Source organism: Winogradskyella sp., from assembly GCF_028289625.1.
Taxonomy (GTDB): domain Bacteria; phylum Bacteroidota; class Bacteroidia; order Flavobacteriales; family Flavobacteriaceae; genus Winogradskyella.
The window spans coordinates 1-21536 of the sequence record NZ_JANQOM010000013.1 but is presented as its reverse complement, the minus strand read 5'-3'; the positions used below and the strand labels follow the sequence as shown (position 1 = coordinate 21536).

Sequence of the window (21536 nt, the reverse complement as noted above, 5' to 3'; positions counted from 1 at the left end):
ACATTATATGATTAAAACATTACTAGAAAATTTTACCCCAGAAAATAACATCACCTTATGGCTAATTAGTGCTTTTGTTTTAGCCTTTGTTATTGCCTATCGAACATTTCCGACAATTCTATATGTAGCAAAAGCTAAGCATTTGATGGATGAACCCGATAGCCGAAGTGTGCACTCTAGTAAAACTCCTACATTAGGTGGCATAGGTATATTTTTAAGTTTAATTGTAGTAATGACCATAGTCGGAGCTTTTCTGAATACCAAGGTCTTGTTATTGGTAATGGGTGGTCTTACTATATTGTTTTTTCTAGGCCTCAAGGACGATTTAACGGTGCTTTCGGCCAGAAATAAATTCATAGGACAATTGTTTGCGGCCTCACTATTAATTGTCTTTACAGATACAAGAATAATAGGTTTTTCTACAATAATGGACATAGATGTTTTACCTTATTGGATTTCAATAGGCTTTACATTATTTGTATATATTTTAATCATAAATGCATACAATCTTATTGATGGTGTCGATGGTTTAGCAGGGACATTTGCGCTCTGTGTTAGTGCTATTTTTGTCTATCTGTTTGTAAGTGCAGAAGATTTGAGTTTAGCGACAATTGCAATAGCACTTTGTGGTGCATTAGTGGCCTTCCTTAGGTTGAATTTTTCGAATAAAAATAAAATTTTTATGGGTGATACGGGATCGATGATAGTAGGATACTTATTGGCTTTCTTTACGATTAGTTTTATAAACATGGCACAGATAGATGAAACCTCAGATTATTATAGGGCTGCACCAGCGCTTGCTTTTGCTTTATTATTTTATCCGTTAATTGATACTTTGCGTATTTTCTTTATCAGAATAGTTGTTCACAAGAAGAGTCCATTTAAAGCAGATAAAAATCATATTCATCATAAATTTATTCAATTAGGGTTAAGTCATTTATTAACAACAACAATAATTGTAAGTACTAACTTTATAATTGTTTGTGTGGCATTTAATTTATTACATTTTAAGCTAAATAATCAGATAATCTGTATGTTGTTTTATGGTTCATCATTATACTTGTTTCCTTTTGTTGTGAAAAAGGTCTTGTTTTAAGGATATTAAATAATAAATAACTTGCCTTTGCCAGTCCTTTAAATGCGGTTATATTTGTGGAGTATTCAATTCTCATTTCAATGAAATTTAATCTGTCATTTTTGTTGGTGTTATTTTTGCTTTGTTCTTGTGCCTCTAAAAAAGAAGTGCTTTATATGCAAGATGCCATTACTGAAGCCAATGGGACTGTTAATTATGAATCTGCCAATATCCAACCCAATGACATTTTAAAAATTAATGTTGAAAGTTCAGTGCCCGAAGCTGCTATACCTTATAATAGAACCGCGTTGCAAAGAATGCAACCACAAAATATCCAATTAGTACAGCTCGATGGTTATTTGGTGTCATTAAATAATACAATCAATTTTCCTGTATTGGGCGAAATATCTACGGTAAACCAAACTACCGAGCAATTGGAACAATCAATAAAAGATAAACTGGTTTCCGGAGGTCATCTAACTGATCCAACGGTAAATGTGCGTTTGGTTAATGCTAAGGTGACTATATTGGGAGAGGTTAATCGGCCTGGGACCTATAATTTTACAGAACAAAATATCACTTTGCTTCAGGCATTAGGTTATGCTGGGGATTTAACCATTAATGGCAAACGTGAAGATATTTTGATGACTAGAGAAGCTGATGGTATACGTAAGGTAACTCATATAGACTTAACCTCTGTCTCATTTATGAATAGTGAATTTTACTTTATAAAACCTAATGATGTCATCGTTGTCAACCCTAATGAACCAAGGGTGAAAAATGCTGGATTTGTAGGCAATATTGGTACGGTTTTGACCATAGCTTCTTTAGCACTGAGTGTAACCATTTTATTGACGAGATAGTGTTTATGGAAAATCAATTTGACCGTAGTTTTTTTGGTAATGAAGATAGTATAGACTTAAAGCAAGAAGTTGGTCGCTATTTACGCTACTGGCCATGGTTTGCGATAACCTTGGCAATTATGCTCATAAGTGCTTATATCTATTTAAGGTATGCGCCACGTATTTTCGAAACCTTTGCTAAGGTAAAGATTTTGGATGAGTCTGAGGGACTGGAATTGCCGACATCCGCTTTTATCTTTAAGAGAACAAATATTAATCTCGAGAACGAGATTGAGATTTTAACCTCGTATCTCATAATGAATCGTGTTGTTCGTGAATTAAACTTAAACACGATTTTTTATGAGGAAGGAACAATACAAACATCGCAGATAGATGTACTTCCTTTTGATTTTGAACAAGTTATTAAGCCAGATAGTATTTTTAAACAATTACCTTATAAAATAAATATTTCAGATAATGGAATCAAGGTCATTAACCTAGAGTCAGAAAAAGAGTTTTCATTTTCTGATTTTTCAACTTATAGTAAAAGCCATCGTTTGCCCTTTAATGTAAATCTTAATTATGAAGATTCTAAAAGTGGTTTAATAAATAAAACGTTTATCATCAATTTTATCCCAATAAAAGATGCTTCGTTGGATTTAAAGTCTAAAATAGAAGTTGAAGCGATTGGTGAACAGAGCGATCTTTTAAAAATGACCATCAAAGGAGAGAGCAAGGAGCTTTCCGAAAATATATTGAACACCTTGATGGATGTTTTTGATCAAGACGGTATTAACGATAGGCAACTGGTTTCTAAACGGACATTGGATTTTATTGATGAACGATTTGTATTTTTGGCTCAAGAATTAGATTCTATTGAAATAAGTTATCAAGATTTTAAGCAAGATAATAATCTGGTTGATTTAGTTACAGATGCAGAGTTGGGACTAAAACAGCGCACACAATCCGAAGAAGAAGTTTTTAGAATTGAAAATCAACTTGCCTTAGCAGGTTTATTGAACAATTCCTTAAAAGATGCTACTGATTCTGATTTACTGCCTGCGAATATTGGCATTGAAAACTCAGGAATTAACGGTTTAATATCTGAGTATAATATTGCAGTAATTAATAGGGATAAATTGACTAACAGTGGAGGTGCCAATAACCCAACAGTCAAGTTGGCAATTAAACAAGTACAAGATTTAAAATCAAATATCAATAAATCACTAAAGACATATATAAATCAATTAGAGTCTTCCCTAAGGCAGTTTGGAGCGAGAAATAACGAGTTCTCTGGTAAGGTTTCCCAAATCCCTGAAAAAGAAAGGTTACTCAAATCTATTGACCGTCAACAAAAAATTAAGCAAAGTCTGTATTTACTATTATTACAAAAGCGTGAAGAAGCTGCTATTAACTTAGCCATTACAGAGCCTTCAATAAAAGTAGTTGAGTATGCCTTGTCGGGTTCTAAACCGATTTCACCAAAGACCAATATTGTTTACGCAGGTGCATTACTCTGTGGGTTATTAATCCCTTTTGGTATTTTGTATTTAGTGTTTATGTTCGATACTAAACTCCATAGTAAAGAAGATATCACAAAGGTATCTTCCGAAATTCCGGTTATAGGTGAAATACCAAATCTAAAAAAGAAAGCGAATATCATTTTTACGGATCCAAATGACCGCTCTCCTCTTGCTGAGTCTTTTAGAATTTTGAGCTCTAACGTAAATTACATCTTACCCATCAAGGATAGCAATAAAGGGAAAATTATTTATTGTACGTCCACTATTAAAGGGGAGGGTAAAACTTATGTGAGTTTAAATCTATCTCTAGCATTATCTAGTATTAACAAGAAGGTGCTTTTAATTGGGGCAGATTTGAGAAATCCTCAGATTCATACGCATATCAAACAAGATAAGCATAAGCCTGGATTATCTAATTATCTTCATGATGTAAATTATGACTGGAAAGATGCTCTAATTAGTGGTTTTGATAGGCATCCTAATCATCATATTATTTTATCTGGTAGTATACCTCCCAATCCAGCGCATTTATTAACTAATGGACGTTTTAAAAAACTCATAGAGGAAGCCAAAGAGGTATATGATTATGTTATTGTAGATACTGCTCCGACTATTCTAGTAACAGACACCATGTTGATTTCCCAATTGGCCGATGCTACTGTTTATTTGGCTAGGGCAAATTATACCGAAAAAAATCTATTAAAGTTTTCCAAGGAACTCCATGAAACAGGGAGGCTTAAAAACATGGCCTATGTTATCAATAGTGTCGGAGCTAGCAAATCTTATGGTTATAGTTATAACTATGGCTATAACTATGGTTATGGAAGTAAAAAAGACTAATTAGTAACTCTAAAGGTTCTTGAGCTCGTTTTGCATAGCTCATATGATATTTATCATAATTTCTGTCAGTTTAATGCACTACTTTTAATAAGTGAATTATAAAACTAATAGTCATGAGATATATTCCACCAATTTCCGAAATAATGACCAGAAATATCATCGCTCTAAATAGAGATGATGATTTGGAAACTGCAGAAGTGCTTTTTAAGCGTAATAAGATAAGACATATCCCAGTAGTTAATGGAGACGTCATCCTCGGAATGCTTAGTTATTCTGATTTGTTACGTATTAGTTTTGCTGATGCAGTTTATGATACCGATGAAGATGTCGATACACTCGTATACAATATGTTTACTATTGAACAAGTGATGGTTAAAAATGTCGTTACAGTTTCATCTACAACAACGATAAAAGAGGTAGCCAAGATATTATCAGAAAATGAATTTCATGCATTACCAGTTGTGGATGACGGACGCCTAGTAGGTATAGTTACTACTACAGACTTAATAAATTATCTCTTGAAACAATTATAAGCATAAAGCGCCATTAGGCGCTTTTTTTATGAATTAGCAAGAGTTTTTAAATTTTGAATGGTTGAGGTGGGATTATCACTTTTAAAGACATGACTTCCTGCTACAAAAGTATCTGCACCAGCTTCTACTAATTTCCTAATATTCTTATCCGTGACACCACCATCAATTTCAATTCGTGTATTGAGATTTTTTTCGTCTATCATTTGGCGTAATTTTTTTATACGCTGATAAGTCACATCCTCAAATTTTTGACCTCCAAAGCCTGGGTTGATTGACATTAATAAAACCATATAACATTCCGGAAGAATATCTTCTAACACATTTATTGGAGTCGTGATATTTAAAACAATCCCAGCCTTACACCCTGTATCTTTAATTTGTCTCAACGTTCTGTGCAAATGAACCGTAGATTCATAATGCACCGTAATGATATCTGCACCAACCTTAGCGAAGTCTTCTATATAACGCTCAGGTTTTTCTATCATAAGGTGAACATCAAGTGGTTTGGTGGCATGTTTTTTAATAGCTGCAATAACTGGCATCCCATAAGAAATATTTGGCACAAAATGACCATCCATAACATCAATATGAAACCAGTCTGCTTCACTTTGATTGACCATTTCCGTATCGCGTTGAAGGTTGCCGAAATCAGCGGCTAACATTGAGGGAGCTATTAATTTTGATGCCATTTAAAGTTACGTTTTTATATGGAGCAAAGGTAGTTAAAAAAGAAGTTTGAATTAACCCCAAGGTCTATAAGATGACCTAAAAAGTGAACCCACGGTAATCAGCCGTGGGTTCTTTCATCAATCAAAAAACGAACAGTTATGTTTTGTAACTGTTGTTACCTTTATTAGGTTGGTCGTTAAATATACAAAAAACTAACCTTATCCTAAATAGGTCTTTAATATTTTACTACGTGATGTATGCTTTAATCTACGAATTGCCTTTTCTTTTATCTGGCGAACACGCTCACGCGTTAAATCGAAGGTTTCTCCTATTTCCTCCAAAGTCATAGGATGTTGATTTCCTAATCCAAAATACAAACGGATGACATCGGCTTCTCGAGGGGTTAATGTTTCGAGGGCGCGCTCAATTTCAGTTCGTAAAGATTCGTGTAATAAATCCTTGTCAGGATTTGGTGATTCGCCACTTCGCAATACATCATACAAGTTAGAATCTTCACCCTCAACCAAAGGCGCATCCATCGATACATGACGACCAGAATTCTTCATGGATTCCTTAACATCGTTAATCGTCATATCCAATTCCTTAGCAATTTCTTCAGCTGAAGGAGGACGCTCATGACTTTGCTCTAAAAATGCAAAAGTTTTATTGATTTTGTTTATTGAGCCAATTTTATTTAACGGTAAACGTACAATACGCGATTGTTCTGCCAATGCTTGTAAGATAGATTGTCGAATCCACCATACCGCATAAGATATAAATTTAAAACCACGGGTCTCATCAAAACGTTGTGCCGCTTTAATTAGGCCTAAGTTACCTTCATTGATTAAATCGGGTAAGGTTAACCCTTGATTTTGATATTGCTTGGCAACAGAAACTACGAAACGTAAATTGGCTTTAGTCAATTTTTCTAAAGCAACTTGATCACCAGCTTTAATACGCTGCGCTAACTCAACTTCCTCGTCCGCTGTAATTAAATCTACTTTTCCAATTTCTTGTAAATATTTATCTAATGATGCGGTTTCGCGATTAGTTACCTGCTTTGTAATTTTAAGTTGTCTCATGTAATTTTAAGATTTGTGCAATTTTTGTAACAATAAGTTACTATTATTATACGTACAAACCCTAAAAAATGTTACAAAAGATTCTAAAAAATGTATAAGCTATTCAAAATCTAGTACTTGGGTAGCCTCGATGAGTTTGTGCAATGCATCAATTTTCGAATAGATTTTATTGAAAAATGTCAATTTTTCTTTTTCACCTGCCGTGTTTAAAAGTTTTGAGCTTTGTAGTTGTTTGTTCAAAAATTCTTCAGCCTGTCTGCAGGTTGTTTTATCCGAACTTTGATAGTATGAAAGTATGGTAAAGGGTACAAAAAGTGATTGCTGATTTGGTGTACTTACCAAGACGTTATTATTCATTAGTAGTAGTTCGTTGTAGTAAAAATGGTAACCTCTGTTATTGGGTTTTACTTGTTCTGCAATAGCACTAATTAATTGTTTAAGATCGTTACATAATTGTAATGCAGTTGTATTGGATACATGTCCAGCCTGATTGTAAAAATGAATTTGCTTTAAAGTACTGTTAACTGTAGTGATATCCCAAATTTCTGTAGTATTTAAGTTTTTGTAAATGTTACCAAGAGCCTTTGCAGATTCCAAAGTGCTTACTCTAAGTGAAAATGATTCAAAATCTTTGGTGTCCATAGAAGGGTCCAAAAGTTTTAACCAAACATACATTTTAAAGCGGCTTAGAAGATCATTATCTAAGGTATAGAATAGGGGAATGTCTTTTGCTGAATATAAAATATGGCAATTTTTTTGATTTAAAAGTGGTTGAAGCGATAAGAATGAGTCATCAAAATATATTTTAAGTTCCATTTCGCTTTGGATAGGTATGGTTTTTTCAACCGCTATGATGTGTCTGTCGGTATTTTCAAAAAGTTGATCTAAGGACAGATTATAATATTTAGCTAAAACAACACCTTCATCTAACGAAAATTTACTCTTAAAAGAAGAGCGTCGATGTGCGGCATCATAGCTGATGTCTAATGCTGTAGCTATGGCTTCATTTAATGAAGTTCCCGTAGGTAATTCTGATTGTAACTTTTCTAACAGTTGTTTTTGAAACATTTTTCAAGTTAATTATTTTTTGTGAATATCGCAAAAAATATTTTCAAAATTCGTGATTATAGAGATTTTAAATGTGATTATAGCAATAGCTTTGAATTGAATTTAAAACTTAAATATTATGAAAAATACAATTACAGCCAGTCTATTTTTTTTGTTATGTATAAATCTTATGGCTCAAAACGACTCAATTGTACAAAGTAAAAACTATAATTACAATCATCTGTTTAATGACTACTGGAAAACAGTAACATTTAAAATAGGAGGTGGGATGTTGTTGCCTCAAGGTGAATTAAGCAAACATTTTGGTCCATCGCCTTTGGTGGAATTAAGTCTAGATTTTCCAGTTACAGATACGAAGTCATTAGAGTTGGCCTTGCAATTTGTTATGCCTGATCAGAAACAAGCGTTTGAATATGCCAGATTAACAGATACCGTTCAAACCAAAGCGACTTTTTTATTTAATCCTATACTACGATTTAAAAAGAATTTTGCTAGATCAGATTCTAAAAAACTGTTGCTCGGTTTAGGGCTTGGTGCATCGGTAATTACTACGGATGCGAGGAATACGGATTTTTTGGATACCTCCGAAGATAGAAGTAAATATGAAGTCATTTCTGCATTCCTGATTTCGCCCAGCTTGGATTATGCAAAAACATTTAAAAACAATAATGAGTTTACTTTTAGTATAGCGCTTAATTATTCACCCTATACGATAGAAGGCGCACTCCAAGAAGATATAGGAAGCATAGCAATTACTCCAAGGATTTTATATAGTTTTTAATGACAAAAAGCCCATCAAAATTTGATGGGCTTTACTTTATTGTTGCTTAAAAAGTATTAATCGTCTTTTCTGTCTTCTCTTGGCTTTCTATCGTCTCTACGATTATCCCTGTTGCGATTATCTCGTCCACGATTATCTCTACGATTGTTGTTGCCACGATTATTATCGCGTTTAGGGCGAGGCTGCCAACCTTCGGGTTTTGGTAAAATCGCTTTACGAGATACTTTCTCCTTACGGGTTTTTGGGTCAATACCAAAATATTTTACATCAAAGACATCACCCATATTTATAACATCTGTAACATTTTCGGTACGTTCCCAAGCCAGTTCGCTAACATGTAATAAGACTTCGTTACCTGGTGCTTCGGTATATTCTACTACAGCGCCAAAATCTAACATCTTAATCACTTTTACCTCATAGATGCTGCCAACTTCGGGCTTAAACATTACTGCTTCAATAGTAGCGATTACCTTGTCAATACCTGCTTGATCGGTACCCAAAATTTCAACAATACCTTCTTCGGTTACTGGATCTTCATTGATGACAATAGTGGTATTGGTTTCTTTTTGTAATTCCTGAATCACTTTTCCACCAGAACCAATCACGGCACCTATATATTCACCTGGAATAATCTTAGTGATAATTTTTGGTGCATGGGCTTTCACTTCAGCATTAGGCTCAGTAATGGTGTCCGTTAGTTTTTCAAGAATGTGTAAACGACCTTCTTTGGCTTGCATTAAGGCTTTGACCAAGATTTCGTAAGAGAGTCCTTTAATCTTAATATCCATCTGAGTAGCCGTGATTCCATTAGCAGTTCCAGTCACTTTAAAATCCATATCACCTAAATGATCCTCGTCACCTAAAATGTCTGAAAGTACAGCATATTTATCACCATCAGAGATTAAACCCATAGCGATTCCGGAAACAGGTTTTTTAAGTTGAACACCTGCATCCATTAAAGCCATTGTGCCAGAACAAACCGTTGCCATAGAAGATGAACCATTAGACTCTAATACTTCTGAAACGACTCTTACCGTATAAGGACAATCCTCAGGAACCATACCTTTTAAAGCACGTTGTGCCAAGTTACCATGACCAACTTCGCGACGCGATGTACCTCTAATAGGCCTAGCTTCGCCAGTTGAGAATGGAGGAAAGTTATAATGCAGATAGAAGCGCTCTTCACCTTCGTAAGATGGCATGTCAATAACATTTGCTTCTCTACTTGTACCTAAAGTAACTGTTGCTAAAGCTTGAGTTTCACCACGTGTGAAAATGGCTGAACCATGTGTGGATGGTAAATAATCCACCTCGCACCATATCGGTCTAATTTCATCAGTTTTACGGCCATCTAAACGTAAACCTTCTTCTAAGGTTAGATTTCTAATCGCTTCTTTTTGCGCTTTAGCAACATACTTGTGAATCAGTTTTCCTAATTCATCTTGCTCTTCTTCAGAAAAAGATTCGAAAACAGCTTCTTTTATTTCACTAAAAGCTGCGCCTCTTTCATGCTTAGCAGAACCAGCTTTTGCAATAGCATAGGTCTTGTCATAAACCATCTCATGGATCTTTTGAGACAAGTCTTCATCTTCAACTTCTGGCTCATACTCACGAGTTTCTTTTTTACCGAAAGCTTCTGCCAATCTTAATTGTGCATCAATTTGGATTTTAATAGCTTCGTGAGCTGCTTTGATAGCTTCCACCATTTCCTCTTCAGAAATCTCATCCATTTCACCCTCAACCATCATAACTGAATCTGCTGAAGCACCAATCATCATATCGATGTCAGATTCCTCTAATTGAGCAAACGAAGGATTGATAATAAATTCGCCATTAACACGGCCAACTCTAACTTCAGAAATAGCTGTTTCAAATGGAATATCTGATAATTGAATTGCTGCAGAAGCTGCTAAACCTGCCATAGCATCTGGCATTACTTCAGGGTCATGAGACATCAACTGAATCATTACCTGAGTTTCAGCATGGTAATCTTTTGGGAATAACGGACGCAGACAACGGTCTACTAAACGCATTGTTAATACTTCACCATCACTTGGTCTAGCTTCTCTTTTGAAGAATCCACCAGGATAACGACCAGCAGCAGCAAACTTTTCTCGGTAGTCTACTGTTAAAGGCAAAAAGTCCACATCTGCTGCATGGTAATTGGAAACGACTGTACACAGTAACATACATTTACCCGATTGTACGACGACGCTACCATGCGCTTGTTTGGCTAATTTTCCGGTTTCGATAGAAATCTCTCTACCATCACCGAGGTCAATGACCTCTTTGTAAGTTTTTGGAATCATAAATATTTTTTTCTCACTTTGATAATTTTATACCAAAGCTATGTTAAACAATGGTCGTTGTGTTGTTGTGTGTAGTTGTTATGACCAATGAAAAACCATAGCTCCAAAGCGTATTTGGAACTTTTTCTGCTATTTTCAATTCGAATTTTAGACGCTTTCGATTGCGTTATATTTGAGCAAAAAACCACGCTCAAAGCGTGGTTTCTTTTATTTTCTTAATCCTAATTCTTTAACAATAGCACGATATCTTAAGATATCTTTCTTAGTTAAATAATCTAGTAACGCGCGACGCTTACCTACTAATTTTACTAACGAACGCTCAGTATTGTAATCCTTGCGATTGTTTTTTAAGTGCTCGGTTAAATGATTAATTCTAAACGTGAATAACGCGATTTGTCCTTCGGCGGAACCAGTATTATTCTTACCGTTACCGTACTTTTCGAAGATTTCTTCTTTCTTTTCTTTTGATAAATACATTCTAATATTATTGTAAATGATTGTTATGTACTTTGAAAGATTTTCTTTCAAGCGGCAAATATAATACTTTTTTGCGATTTGTTGTTTTTTTCGTAACTTTTAATCTGTAACACAATGTTTTAGTAATATACCCCTCGACTTACTAAGAGCTTTCGCCAATTAATCTTACAAATCGCAACAGGATGAAAGCCATTGACTCTAATCGTAATTTCTCTAATGCTCACGACGTATTGGATCGTGTCTTTAACAATACCTATAATGGTATTGCAGTCGTTAATTTAGAAGGCAACTGGTTAAAGGTCAACGATAGTGTTTGCGATTTGCTTGGTTATAGTAGGTGGGAACTTTTTAATATGGATATCAATAATATTGTATTTGTAGAAGATCTTGGTGCCCATGAAAAGAAATACGAAAAGTTAATTCATGGAAAAATAGATAAATATCGCGTTAAACAGCGTTACTTTCATAAGGATGGTTCTCTTATCTGGGTTTTAGTATATGTGTCTCTAGTTTATTTTAAAGAAGGAAGACCACATATGATTTGGCAGTTTAATGATATCACCAAGCAAGAAAGAAGTAAAGCGAAATTAAGAGCGATGTTAGAAGTTGCTAAAGAACAAAATGAAAGATTATCTTCATTTGCAAATATCGTTACACATAACTTAAGGTCCCATTCGGGAAATCTAACCACTATAACTGAATTTTTAGAAGAAGATTTACCTGATATCAGTCATAGTGAAAACTTTATATTATTAAAAAAAGCCGTTGAAAATTTACAGGAAACAGTCTCGCACCTAACTGAAGTAGCGAGAATTAAAGAGATTGAACAATCCAAATTGGTGTCACTCAACCTATACGATTTTGTCGAAAAAGCGATGTATAATATTATTGCTATGGCCCAAAATGCTAATGCCATAATATATAATGAAATTAATGAAGTACATAAGGTTAGAGGTGTGCCAGCTTATTTAGATAGTATAATACTCAACTTTCTTACCAATGCGATTAAATACAGGTCTAATAAAAGGACGCCAATAATAGAATTATCATCCGAGATTCAAGATGAATTCGTAGTCTTTAGAATTAAAGATAATGGTATAGGCATTGATATAAAAAAGTATGGTGATAAACTATTTCAGATGTATAAAACTTTCCATGACAATAAAGATGCTATTGGGATTGGTCTTTTTATTACCAAAAATCATATAGAATCATTGGGAGGTAAAGTGGAAGTTAAAAGCAAAGTGGGAGTTGGTACGGAATTTTCGATATATCTCAAAAAAGCATAAAAATTCTTTGAGCGATTAAACCTTTTTTTGTTGTGGTAGTCTTAACACTATATTAACAATAAAAAAAAGTAATCATGAAGAATTTGAAAATTTTAAAAAGAGGTGTTTTAAGCCTTGTGGTTTTAGGTTTAGTCTTTACGTCTTGCAGCGATAACAATGAAGTTGCGGAAACTGGTGATTTGGTTCAAGACACAGATGAAGTTCAAAAATCTGCTGAGATTGATCAAGTTGATACTATTTTAGCGGATCTGGTAGTTGATGCCTATGAAGGTCAAGAACAAAGTGAATTGGGAAGAACGAGTTATACAGATGGCATTCCAGAATGCGTTACAATTACTGTAGTTGCCGAGCAAGGTTATAGGGAAGTCACTTTAGATTTTGGTACTGAAGGTTGTATCATCCACGGGCATTTAATCCAAGGGCAAATCGTTTTCGATTATATTAGGGATACCGAAGCGCAACAAATAATGATTAACTATAATCTAGTAGATTTTTATTTTGATGCGAAAAACATTATTGCAAGTCGTTCTATTTTAAAAGAATTGTCTAACGAAAACGGCAACCCACAATTTACCCACGATTTAAGCATAACGGTTATTTGGCCAAATGGTGTACAAGCCTCAAGAGAAGGTACTAGAATTAGAGAATGGGTAGAAGGTTTTGGTAGCAGTATATTCAGCGATAATGTTTTTGAAGTCACGGGTAACTGGACGGCTACTTTTATAAATGGGAATACGCATACTTATGAGGTTATTGAGCCTTTAAGAAGAGAAGTGATTTGTGCGTTTTTTGTGAGTGGTTCTTTCGACGTGCAACGCACAAACTTTGGTGGTCTTTTTGATTATGGTATAGGTGATTGCGATAATCAGGCAACATTTACATTCAATAACGGTACAGAAATTCCTATAACTTTAAATTAGGATTGTTATTTGGTTTTAGTTTGATTGGTAAAAAAAGCGAGCTCTTTGGCTCGCTTTTTTTATGCTCTCAACGGTTGATTTCTTATCAAATCTATATAAAGATTAATCTTTTTCTTTAATTCTTTTCTATGCGATATAAAGTCCAAGAAGCCATGTTCTAAAAGAAACTCTGCAGTTTGGAAACCCTCAGGAAGTTCTTGTCCTGTAGTATCCCTAACTACTCTTGGTCCAGCAAATCCAATTAATGCACCTGGCTCAGCTATATTAATATCGCCAAGCATGGCAAATGAGGCCGTCGTACCTCCTGTGGTCGGATCAGTACATAATGAAATATAAGGAATCTTGGCTTCGGCCAATTGCGCTAATTTCGCAGATGTTTTTGCCAATTGCATTAGTGATAATGCAGCTTCCATCATACGAGCCCCACCAGACTTACTAATAATCATAAAAGGAGTATCATGCTTTAAAGCATAGTCAGCAGCACGAGCAATTTTTTCACCAACAACACTACCCATTGACCCACCAATAAAACTAAAATCCATACAAGCAATTACCAAGTCTTGTCCGTTAGATTTCCCAACAGCTGTGCGTACAGCATCCTTGAGATTGGTTTTAGCCTGAGCCGCTTTTAAACGGTCGGGATATTTTTTGGTATCAACAAATTTTAATGGGTCTTTAGATGAGAGATTAACGTCTAATTCTTTAAACTTATTATCGTCAAAAAGAATCTCAAAATACTCTTTACTTCCTATTCTTACATGATAACCATCTTCAGGGCTTACATAGTAATTTTGTTCAAGTTCTTTAGTGTCGATTATTTTTCCTGTGGGCGATTTATACCAAAGTCCTTTGGGAGTATCTTTTTTTTCTTCTGTTGAGGTCTGAATTCCTTTGTCTTTTCTTTTGAACCAAGCCATGTTAGTATACGATTTTGGATTATGCAATTGCAATCTATCGTAGAATACTGCAACTGATGTTTTTAGTTAGTTAGCTGAGGCAAAATTACTACTATTTAATTAAACTCAAAAGTAGTAGGGATTTGTAATTATTAAAATAGTAAACCTATCAAAACTAAAGTTTTAAGTTTTGATAGGTTTAATTAATGTTTTTTAAGGGCTATAATGTATCTACATTATTGAGGTCTTCAAAAGCTTTTTTAAGTCGCTCAACAAATGCCTGTTCTCCTTTTCTTAACCAAACTCTTGGATCATAATATTTTTTATTTGGGGCATCATCACCTTCGGGATTACCAATTTGAGTTTGTAGGTAATCACTATTGTCTTGTATGTAATCTCTAACACCGCTCAAAAATGCCCATTGCATATCGGTATCTATATTCATTTTGATGACGCCATAACCTATAGCTTCTCTTATTTCTTCAACAGTAGAACCCGAACCACCGTGGAACACAAAATCAATATGGTTGTGACCAACATCGTATTTTTCTGTGATGTATTCTTGAGAATTCTTTAAAATCTTGGGTGTCAATTTAACATTTCCTGGTCTGTAAACGCCGTGAACGTTACCAAATGCAGCAGCAATTGTAAATTGATCACTCACTTTACTTAGCTCTTCGTAGGCGTATGCTACTTCTTCTGGTTGCGTATATAATTTAGAGGCATCAACATCAGAATTATCAACACCATCTTCCTCTCCACCTGTTATACCAAGCTCTATTTCTAGGGTCATGCCCATTTTGCTCATACGAGCTAAATATTGTTTACAGATTTCGATGTTTTCCTCAATAGGCTCCTCAGATAAGTCTATCATGTGTGAGCTGTAGAGTGGTTTACCTGTTTCTTCAAAATGTTTTTCACTGGCATCTAAGAGACCATCAATCCAAGGCAATAATTTCTTCGCACAGTGATCGGTATGTAAAATCACAGGAACACCATAAGACTCAGCCATATGATGCACATGTCTCGCGCCTGCTATACCACCAGCTATAGCTCCTTTTTGGTCTTCATTTCCTAAGCCTTTACCTGCATTAAATTGTGCCCCTCCATTAGAAAATTGAATGATAACTGGTGCGTTTAATGATTTAGCTGTTTCCAGTACGCCATTTATAGTATTAGAACCTATAACATTTACGGCTGGTAAGGCAAAGCCTTTTTCTTTAGCTAATTTGAAAATTTCCTGAACTTCTCTACCTGTTGCTACGCCAGGTTTAATATTATGACCCATGATTTTTGTGGTTGAAAATTAGACTTCAAAAATACATAATTTTGGGCATCTATTGGATAGTTTTTGCCTATAATGACACATAAAATTTCCGAAAACGATATCGAATTGTCTCGAGCAAAATTTTTAAAACGGATAGTTAATACCTATGTTGTAAACCGCGTTTCTAAAGTTATAGTTTCTAAGCCATCGACTACCTTCAGCCTGAGAAGGTTCATAAGTCTTAAAACCTGTGTCAAAACGAAGCACAAAGAAATTGAAGTCGTATCTCAGTCCAAAGCCAGAACCAACTGCAATATCCTTCAGAGAATTGAAGCTAGTAAATGTAGCCCTATCATCTTCTACATTGTCCAATACATTCCAGATATTACCAGCATCTATAAAAAGCGCACCTCGTAAATCACCAAAAAGACCAAAACGCTGTTCGGCACTTAAGTGAATTTTAAAGTTAGCTTCGTTAAATTCGTTGGTGGTTTCTGAGCTTCCTGGGCCAAGATTGTAAGCCGTCCAAGCCCTGTTATCATTAGGTCCACCAGCAAAGAAACTCTCAGCAAAAGGTATACTGTTAGAATTGCCATAAGGAATAGCAATACCAGCATAAGTTCTAAAAGCAAAAACATTTTTTTGCCCTAAATCAAAATACTTTATATAGTCAATTTCAGTTTTGAAGTATTGAGAGAAAACAACATCGAATACTTCAAAATTGCCATCTTCATTTTTTGGCGCTCCAAATATTTCAGATAAGTTAGACAATAAATTTCCTGCAAGCTCAACACGCCATTTAAATATCGAAAAACTATTATCGAAAATATTGGTACGTCTATCTTTAATGTAATCAAAGCTAGATGAAAAGATGAGGTTGTTTTCCGTTAATCGTTCTTTACGTTCCTCAATATTATTGACGGCAATAAAATCATCATCGCCAGGGCTTAAACTTGTATTGCCAGTCAAAACGTCATCAATAAACTGGTCGGCTGGAGCAAATCTATTATTCAGGGTGTCATCTCTAAGCGTTTCATCTTCATCAATATAATCGATATTTCTCGCAATATCATCTAAGCGGTTAAATGAATTGGAATAGACCCCAAAATAGTTGTTGGTGTTTAGGTTTTTTACAAATTGTACATTAAATAGCTCTAAAACATTGGTAACAGTTCTAGATGGTGACCAGTTATAACTCAAAAGTCCAGAAAGTGTTTGCTTGTCTAGACCAATATTTTGTTGGCCGGTAATTGAAAGGTTTATTGCCGTACCTGGCGACATATATTTTGGGATAATACTATCCGTATTAAAAGGGGTAAACAAACGAGGAATCGTTAATCTTATATTTCCACCAAACTCATTAATATCAAAAAAAGTTTCATCATTATCATTGCCGTCTTCCGATGCTCCGATAGAGGCGATTCCACTTAATTCTAAAGTTTCAGCACCTCTGAAGATATTCCTGATTTTTAACCCTGGAGTCACCGAAAATCCTATTGTCTGGATATTACTCTGAGATACATCGAAGTCTAGACCCAAAGCATATTTTTTCTTTGGCTCTAAATAGATGTTTGCCGTTAAGGTAGTATCATTTGGGTTTTCTATATAAGAAATACGAGGATATCTAAACATTTGTAAATCATTTAGATAACGTGAGGTTCTGCTACGTGCTAAATCCGAATAAATATCACCTTTGTTTATGAAGACTGCGTCTGTAAGTGCTTTGGGTTTAAATCTCAATTTATCCTTACTGTACAAGGTGTAATCTTTATACTTAGTAGTATCTGATATAGTTTTGGATTGATTCTCAAAGTTATCGTCAGTAAAGATATTTACATCCCCAATCTTATAAACTTTAAAAGGTTCTACAGAGGTTGAATCATCCGTTCTAATGACGCGGTCAGCTATAATTAACTCTGTATTGACTTTATGATTGGTGCCAATGGTATCTGTAACAAATCTTATATAATCTTGTCCAAAGTAATAGAAACCATGATTACGGAGATAGGTATTGATCCGTTCGCGTTCATTTTCAAAATTTTGCTCATCGTATTGCTCTCCTTTCTGTAAAAGTGTTGCTTTACTAAAGTTGTCATATAAGGCATCTATTGCTGGACTGCTTATGATAGGTTTTAGGGAGTCTAATGTATAGGGTTTGTTTTTTGTAACCTTGTAAATTACTTGTGCCCTTTTATTGCTATCTTTTTGTATTTCATAGAGCACCTCGTTGTCAAACCACCCTTTAGTATAGAAATATTTTCTGAGCCTATTTACTGTTTTATTGGTTTTATCTTCATCAAGTATAGTTGGTGCTTCACCAGTACGTTTTAGCCAACTATTGAAGTTTCTTCGTGATTGTATTTCCCGATCAAATTGTTTTTTGGATAATAGTTTCGTCTTCCATCGCACTTTGGAAGAATCGCTTAAGACTTTCGCTTCAAGAATAGAATCGATATTTGGTCTGGCCAAATTATATACATGTAGTCTTAAAGGAAAACCTAACAGACCTTTCATACCAAGATTGGTCTTTTGTATAATGAGGTTGTTTACACGCTCTTCTTTGTTGACCTTATCATCAACCATTATGGTATTCTTTGTTATGAGATGCTCGTCGGCTTTAACCCTTTTAACAACGTTACATGAATTTAAGAGTACCACAAAAACCATTAAACAAAGCTTGTATATTACATTGCCATTTTTAAATACTATTGTGAAGGAAACTTGCAAGCTTAATAGATCTATGTTTTAGTGATACGGATTGCTTGAAACAAAAATTAGTCCAAAAAGGTTTACTTTGTAATTATGCTAACAAATGTAAAGACATTTTATGTTATCAAAGAATCAAATAAAATTAATTAAAAGTTTAGCTCAAAAAAAATACCGACAACAGTTGGGCTTATTTATTGTTGAAGGTATAAAGGGCATCAACGAATTTTTGGATTCGGATGTTGAGCTTCATGCTCTATATACGACGCAAGCGCTATTTAAAGTTCATGATAATGCGGTATTTAACATTTCAGAGGCAGAACTTAAAAAAATATCATCTCTAAAAAACCCAAATACAGCTTTGGCTATTTTTAAGATACCTAAGTCGAAAGCTATTGATGAGAAATCTTTAATTGTAGCACTAGACGCTATTAGAGATCCAGGAAATTTAGGAACCATCATTAGGCTTTGCGATTGGTATGGTATTAAAGATTTGGTTTGTAGTAGTAACACGGTTGATTGCTTTAATCCGAAAGTAGTTCAAGCCACTATGGGTTCGTTGACGCGTGTTAATGTCAGTTATTTGGATTTGGAACCTTTTATTTTAAATTATGAAAGGTCCGTCTTTGGGACCTATATGGAAGGAGAAAACATTTACACTAGCGAATTACCAAATTCAGGTATAATTATACTTGGTAATGAGGCTAATGGGATATCTGAATCTATCAGTCAATCAGTCAATAGACGATTAACCATTCCCCAATTTGAAATTCATAATAAAACGGAAAGTCTCAATGTTGCGACCGCAACTGCAATTATTCTGAGTGAATTCAAAAGGCGTACTATTGAAAGGTAAAGTTGATAAAAATGCCTCTAGTCTGCATTTTAGCAACATTTCCAGTCCAAGGACTGTTTGGATCCGCATCGCGCACAATTTCATCATTCATAGAAAAAATGGCACGGATTGAAGGGGTGAATTTAAAATAGAGTAAATAAAGATCTATGCCAAAACCAATTTCGTAGAAATAGGTATTTCTTTTCATTCTAAATTCGCCAACACTGTTATCATCTGGGTTGTCCTCATTACTCGATAGGTTCAGAGCCGTAGAAAATCCGCCAATAATAAATGGTTTGAAATTATTAATACGTTTCGTTGAAATTTTTAATAATAACGGAACATGAATGTATGTAGATTGTATTTCTCTCAATAAATCAGAATCATTAAACTCGGTGCCAGCAAAATAACTTTCGTTGTACATTAAGTTTCTTGTGGTGAAAAACACGCCGGGTTCTAGTCTGAGGTTCATATAGTCATTGATGCGCATATCACCAATTAGGCCTAGGTGAAATCCAAAGGTATTATCAACTAAAATATCCTCGAGATCTTCGTTATAGTTGAACTTAAAATCGTATTGATTGAAACCCAAAAAATAACCCCATGACAAAAACTTTTGGTCTAAATTATCGATGTTGTTGGCCACTCTTTCTTTGGTAAAAAGTTGAGCAGATACAGTTTGAAATGCCAATATAAATGCTATGAAAACTATGATTTTCTTCATAATTAAGCTTTAGATGCTATATATATAGTTGCCACACCCATGGTTTGTGGTCTGTCTTCGACTTTAATAAACCCAATTTTCCTCAAAATATTGTTTAATGCCTCACCGTAAGGAAATACAGAAGCAGATTCGCTTAGATAATTATAGGCAATCTTATCTTTAGAAAACAATTTACCTATGGTTGGTAAAACATACTTTGAATAGATGTTATATCCAAATTTATAAATAGGATTAGTAGGAACTGAGGTTTCTAAAATCACAAAAATGCCATTTGGCTTTAGAACCCTCAAAATTTCTGTCAACCCTTTTTCTAGGTTTTCGAAATTTCGTATTCCAAATGCGACGGTAATGGCATCAAAAGTGTCATTTTCAAAGGGTAAATCTTCAGAATCACCAACTACCATAGAGATAGTGTCATCTAATTGTTTTGAAGCTACTTTTCTCCTACCTACTTCGAGCATACCGTTACTAAGATCTAAACCTATAATCTCTTTTGCATTGGTAGCTGTGAGGTTGATGGCCAAATCACCAGTACCTGTGGCGATATCCAAAATACTTTCAGGTTTTTTTTGAGAAACTATTTTAACAACCTTCTGTCTCCACTTTACATCAATACCTAGAGAAATTACGCGGTTAAGTCCATCATATTCATTAGAAATGGTGTCAAACATTTGGGTCACCTGTTCCTTTTTGGACGCCTCGCTGTGTTTATAAGGTTTTACTTTTTCAGCCATTAAAAAAATTTTGGCAAATATAAGGATAACATATAAGTCCTTGAAGTTGTAAGTGTTTAAAGTGTATTAAAGTTTTTTGAAACACTGAAAGGAACCCTAAAACTTTGAAGTATACCCTAACTTTAAATGTATTCAGCACTTCCCAACTTCGAACTTCTTAGTATATTTGCATGTTTATTAGGAACAATTCACGATGAAAATAATTATCGCAGGAGCAGGAGAGGTAGGATTTCATTTAGCCAAATTATTATCCTACGAGTCGCAAGAGATTACCCTTATCGATACCAAAAAAGATAGCCTTTCTTATGCTGGTGAGCATTTGGATATTAAAACTATAAAGGGCGATGCTACGTCTATTTCTATTCTCAGGGAAGCTCGCATAGAATCTGCAGCATTATTTATAGCAGTAACATCATCTGAAACGACTAACATTACAGCTTGTGTACTTGCAAAGCAATTAGGTGCGCAACGTACCATTGCACGAATTTCGAATACAGAATTTATTGATGAAAAGGAGACTATTGGGTTTTCTCAATTTGGCATCGACGAACTTATTTCACCTGAGTCTCTAGCTGCTTCTGAAATCGAGTTGCTTCTCAATCAATATGGTTTCAACGATACCTATGAGTTTGAAGATGGAGCCTTAACCATGTTGGGTTTACGTTTATCAAGAACAGCAACATTTGTTGGCAAAACGGTAAGTGAAGCTGCCGAAATCTATTCCGAATTACACTTTATACCAATTGCGATTCAGCGTTATGCTACGCAATACACCATTATTCCTAGAGGAGATACCCAGTTTAAGGAAGGTGATAAAGTGGTGTTTATGACCTCAAAAGGAGGAGATGCAGAATTATTTGATTTGTCGGGCAAGGTAAAAAGCCAGATTAAAAATGTAATGATTCTTGGCGGTAGTAAAATAGGATTTAAAACCGCAAGAGATTTGTGTAAGAGTAAATTTAATGT

General features: G+C 34.7%; 19 protein-coding genes. 9 read left to right on the top strand and 10 right to left on the bottom strand.

The genetic code is table 11. The annotated features are described in order from the left end of the window. Nucleotides 1–7: 7 nt before the first annotated feature. The 4 genes from Q0992_RS02260 (at nt 8) to Q0992_RS02245 (ending at nt 4813) form a co-directional block, all read left to right on the top strand. Nucleotides 8–1096: an MraY family glycosyltransferase gene (locus Q0992_RS02260; protein WP_299519952.1), complete on the top strand. Its 1089-nt coding sequence runs from the start codon at nt 8–10 to the stop codon at nt 1094–1096. Between the two features lie 80 nt (nt 1097–1176). Then, entirely contained in the window at nt 1177–1938 is a 762-nt protein-coding gene (locus tag Q0992_RS02255) for a polysaccharide biosynthesis/export family protein (protein WP_299519950.1), read from the top strand. Between the two features lie 5 nt (nt 1939–1943). Beyond that, complete coding sequence (locus tag Q0992_RS02250; RefSeq protein WP_299519948.1) at nt 1944–4280, top strand: tyrosine-protein kinase domain-containing protein; 2337 nt, start codon at nt 1944–1946, stop codon at nt 4278–4280. Between the two features lie 113 nt (nt 4281–4393). Beyond that, nucleotides 4394–4813: a CBS domain-containing protein gene (locus tag Q0992_RS02245; RefSeq protein ID WP_299519946.1), complete on the top strand. Its 420-nt coding sequence runs from the start codon at nt 4394–4396 to the stop codon at nt 4811–4813. 26 nt (nt 4814–4839) lie between these two features. Here Q0992_RS02245 and rpe read toward each other — a convergent pair whose 3' ends face one another. The 3 genes from rpe to Q0992_RS02230 all read right to left on the bottom strand — a co-directional run bounded on the left by rpe (nt 4840) and on the right by Q0992_RS02230 (nt 7632). Continuing rightward, on the bottom strand, nt 4840–5502 hold the full coding sequence (gene rpe / locus Q0992_RS02240) for a ribulose-phosphate 3-epimerase (protein WP_299519944.1): 663 nt from the start codon (nt 5500–5502) through the stop codon (nt 4840–4842). 198 nt (nt 5503–5700) lie between these two features. Beyond that, nucleotides 5701–6564, bottom strand: coding sequence for a sigma-70 family RNA polymerase sigma factor (locus tag Q0992_RS02235; RefSeq protein ID WP_040247666.1), 864 nt, complete (start codon nt 6562–6564; stop codon nt 5701–5703). A gap of 99 nt (nt 6565–6663) precedes the next feature. Beyond that, a complete protein-coding gene (locus tag Q0992_RS02230) occupies nt 6664–7632 on the bottom strand; it encodes a hypothetical protein (protein ID WP_299519942.1) in 969 nt (322 codons plus the stop codon). Between the two features lie 118 nt (nt 7633–7750). Here Q0992_RS02230 and Q0992_RS02225 point away from each other — a divergent pair, with 118 nt between their 5' ends. Beyond that, entirely contained in the window at nt 7751–8413 is a 663-nt protein-coding gene (locus Q0992_RS02225) for a hypothetical protein (protein WP_299519940.1), read from the top strand. 56 nt (nt 8414–8469) lie between these two features. On the opposite strand, the gene Q0992_RS02220 is transcribed toward Q0992_RS02225, so the two are convergent. Continuing rightward, the gene (locus tag Q0992_RS02220) at nt 8470–10722 is read right to left on the bottom strand and encodes a polyribonucleotide nucleotidyltransferase (protein WP_299519938.1); all 2253 of its coding nucleotides are present in this window, start codon (nt 10720–10722) and stop codon (nt 8470–8472) included. A gap of 207 nt (nt 10723–10929) precedes the next feature. Beyond that, nucleotides 10930–11199 carry a 30S ribosomal protein S15 gene (rpsO, locus tag Q0992_RS02215; RefSeq protein ID WP_299519936.1) on the bottom strand — a complete coding sequence of 90 codons (270 nt, stop codon included), beginning with the start codon at nt 11197–11199 and terminating at the stop codon, nt 10930–10932. A gap of 182 nt (nt 11200–11381) precedes the next feature. On the opposite strand from rpsO, the gene Q0992_RS02210 reads away from it, so the two are divergent. After that, nucleotides 11382–12488 carry a PAS domain S-box protein gene (locus Q0992_RS02210; RefSeq protein WP_299519934.1) on the top strand — a complete coding sequence of 369 codons (1107 nt, stop codon included), beginning with the start codon at nt 11382–11384 and terminating at the stop codon, nt 12486–12488. Nucleotides 12489–12562: 74 nt separating this feature from the next. Further along, nucleotides 12563–13408 carry a hypothetical protein gene (locus Q0992_RS02205; RefSeq protein ID WP_299519932.1) on the top strand — a complete coding sequence of 282 codons (846 nt, stop codon included), beginning with the start codon at nt 12563–12565 and terminating at the stop codon, nt 13406–13408. A 59-nt stretch (nt 13409–13467) separates the two neighbouring features. On the opposite strand, the gene accD is transcribed toward Q0992_RS02205, so the two are convergent. From accD to Q0992_RS02190, 3 genes are all read right to left on the bottom strand, one after another. Next, nucleotides 13468–14325, bottom strand: a complete 858-nt coding sequence (gene accD, locus Q0992_RS02200; protein ID WP_299519930.1) for an acetyl-CoA carboxylase, carboxyltransferase subunit beta — start codon at nt 14323–14325, stop codon at nt 13468–13470. Between the two features lie 199 nt (nt 14326–14524). Next, on the bottom strand, nt 14525–15592 hold the full coding sequence (gene fbaA, locus Q0992_RS02195; protein ID WP_299519928.1) for a class II fructose-bisphosphate aldolase: 1068 nt from the start codon (nt 15590–15592) through the stop codon (nt 14525–14527). Nucleotides 15593–15715: 123 nt separating this feature from the next. Then, nucleotides 15716–18238: a BamA/TamA family outer membrane protein gene (locus tag Q0992_RS02190; protein ID WP_299519926.1), complete on the bottom strand. Its 2523-nt coding sequence runs from the start codon at nt 18236–18238 to the stop codon at nt 15716–15718. Between the two features lie 160 nt (nt 18239–18398). Here Q0992_RS02190 and Q0992_RS02185 point away from each other — a divergent pair, with 160 nt between their 5' ends. After that, entirely contained in the window at nt 18399–19133 is a 735-nt protein-coding gene (locus tag Q0992_RS02185; protein WP_299519924.1) for an RNA methyltransferase, read from the top strand. Here the strand turns inward: Q0992_RS02185 and Q0992_RS02180 are convergent. Continuing rightward, nucleotides 19120–19836 carry a porin family protein gene (locus Q0992_RS02180; RefSeq protein WP_299519922.1) on the bottom strand — a complete coding sequence of 239 codons (717 nt, stop codon included), beginning with the start codon at nt 19834–19836 and terminating at the stop codon, nt 19120–19122. The two genes, Q0992_RS02185 and Q0992_RS02180, sit on opposite strands and share 14 nt — an antisense overlap. A gap of 2 nt (nt 19837–19838) precedes the next feature. Then, nucleotides 19839–20570: a bifunctional demethylmenaquinone methyltransferase/2-methoxy-6-polyprenyl-1,4-benzoquinol methylase UbiE gene (gene ubiE / locus Q0992_RS02175; RefSeq protein WP_299519920.1), complete on the bottom strand. Its 732-nt coding sequence runs from the start codon at nt 20568–20570 to the stop codon at nt 19839–19841. 193 nt (nt 20571–20763) lie between these two features. Between ubiE and Q0992_RS02170 the strand changes: the two genes are divergently transcribed. Further along, nucleotides 20764–21536 (top strand): NAD-binding protein (locus Q0992_RS02170; RefSeq protein ID WP_299519918.1); only part of this gene is annotated, 773 nt, incomplete at its 3' end.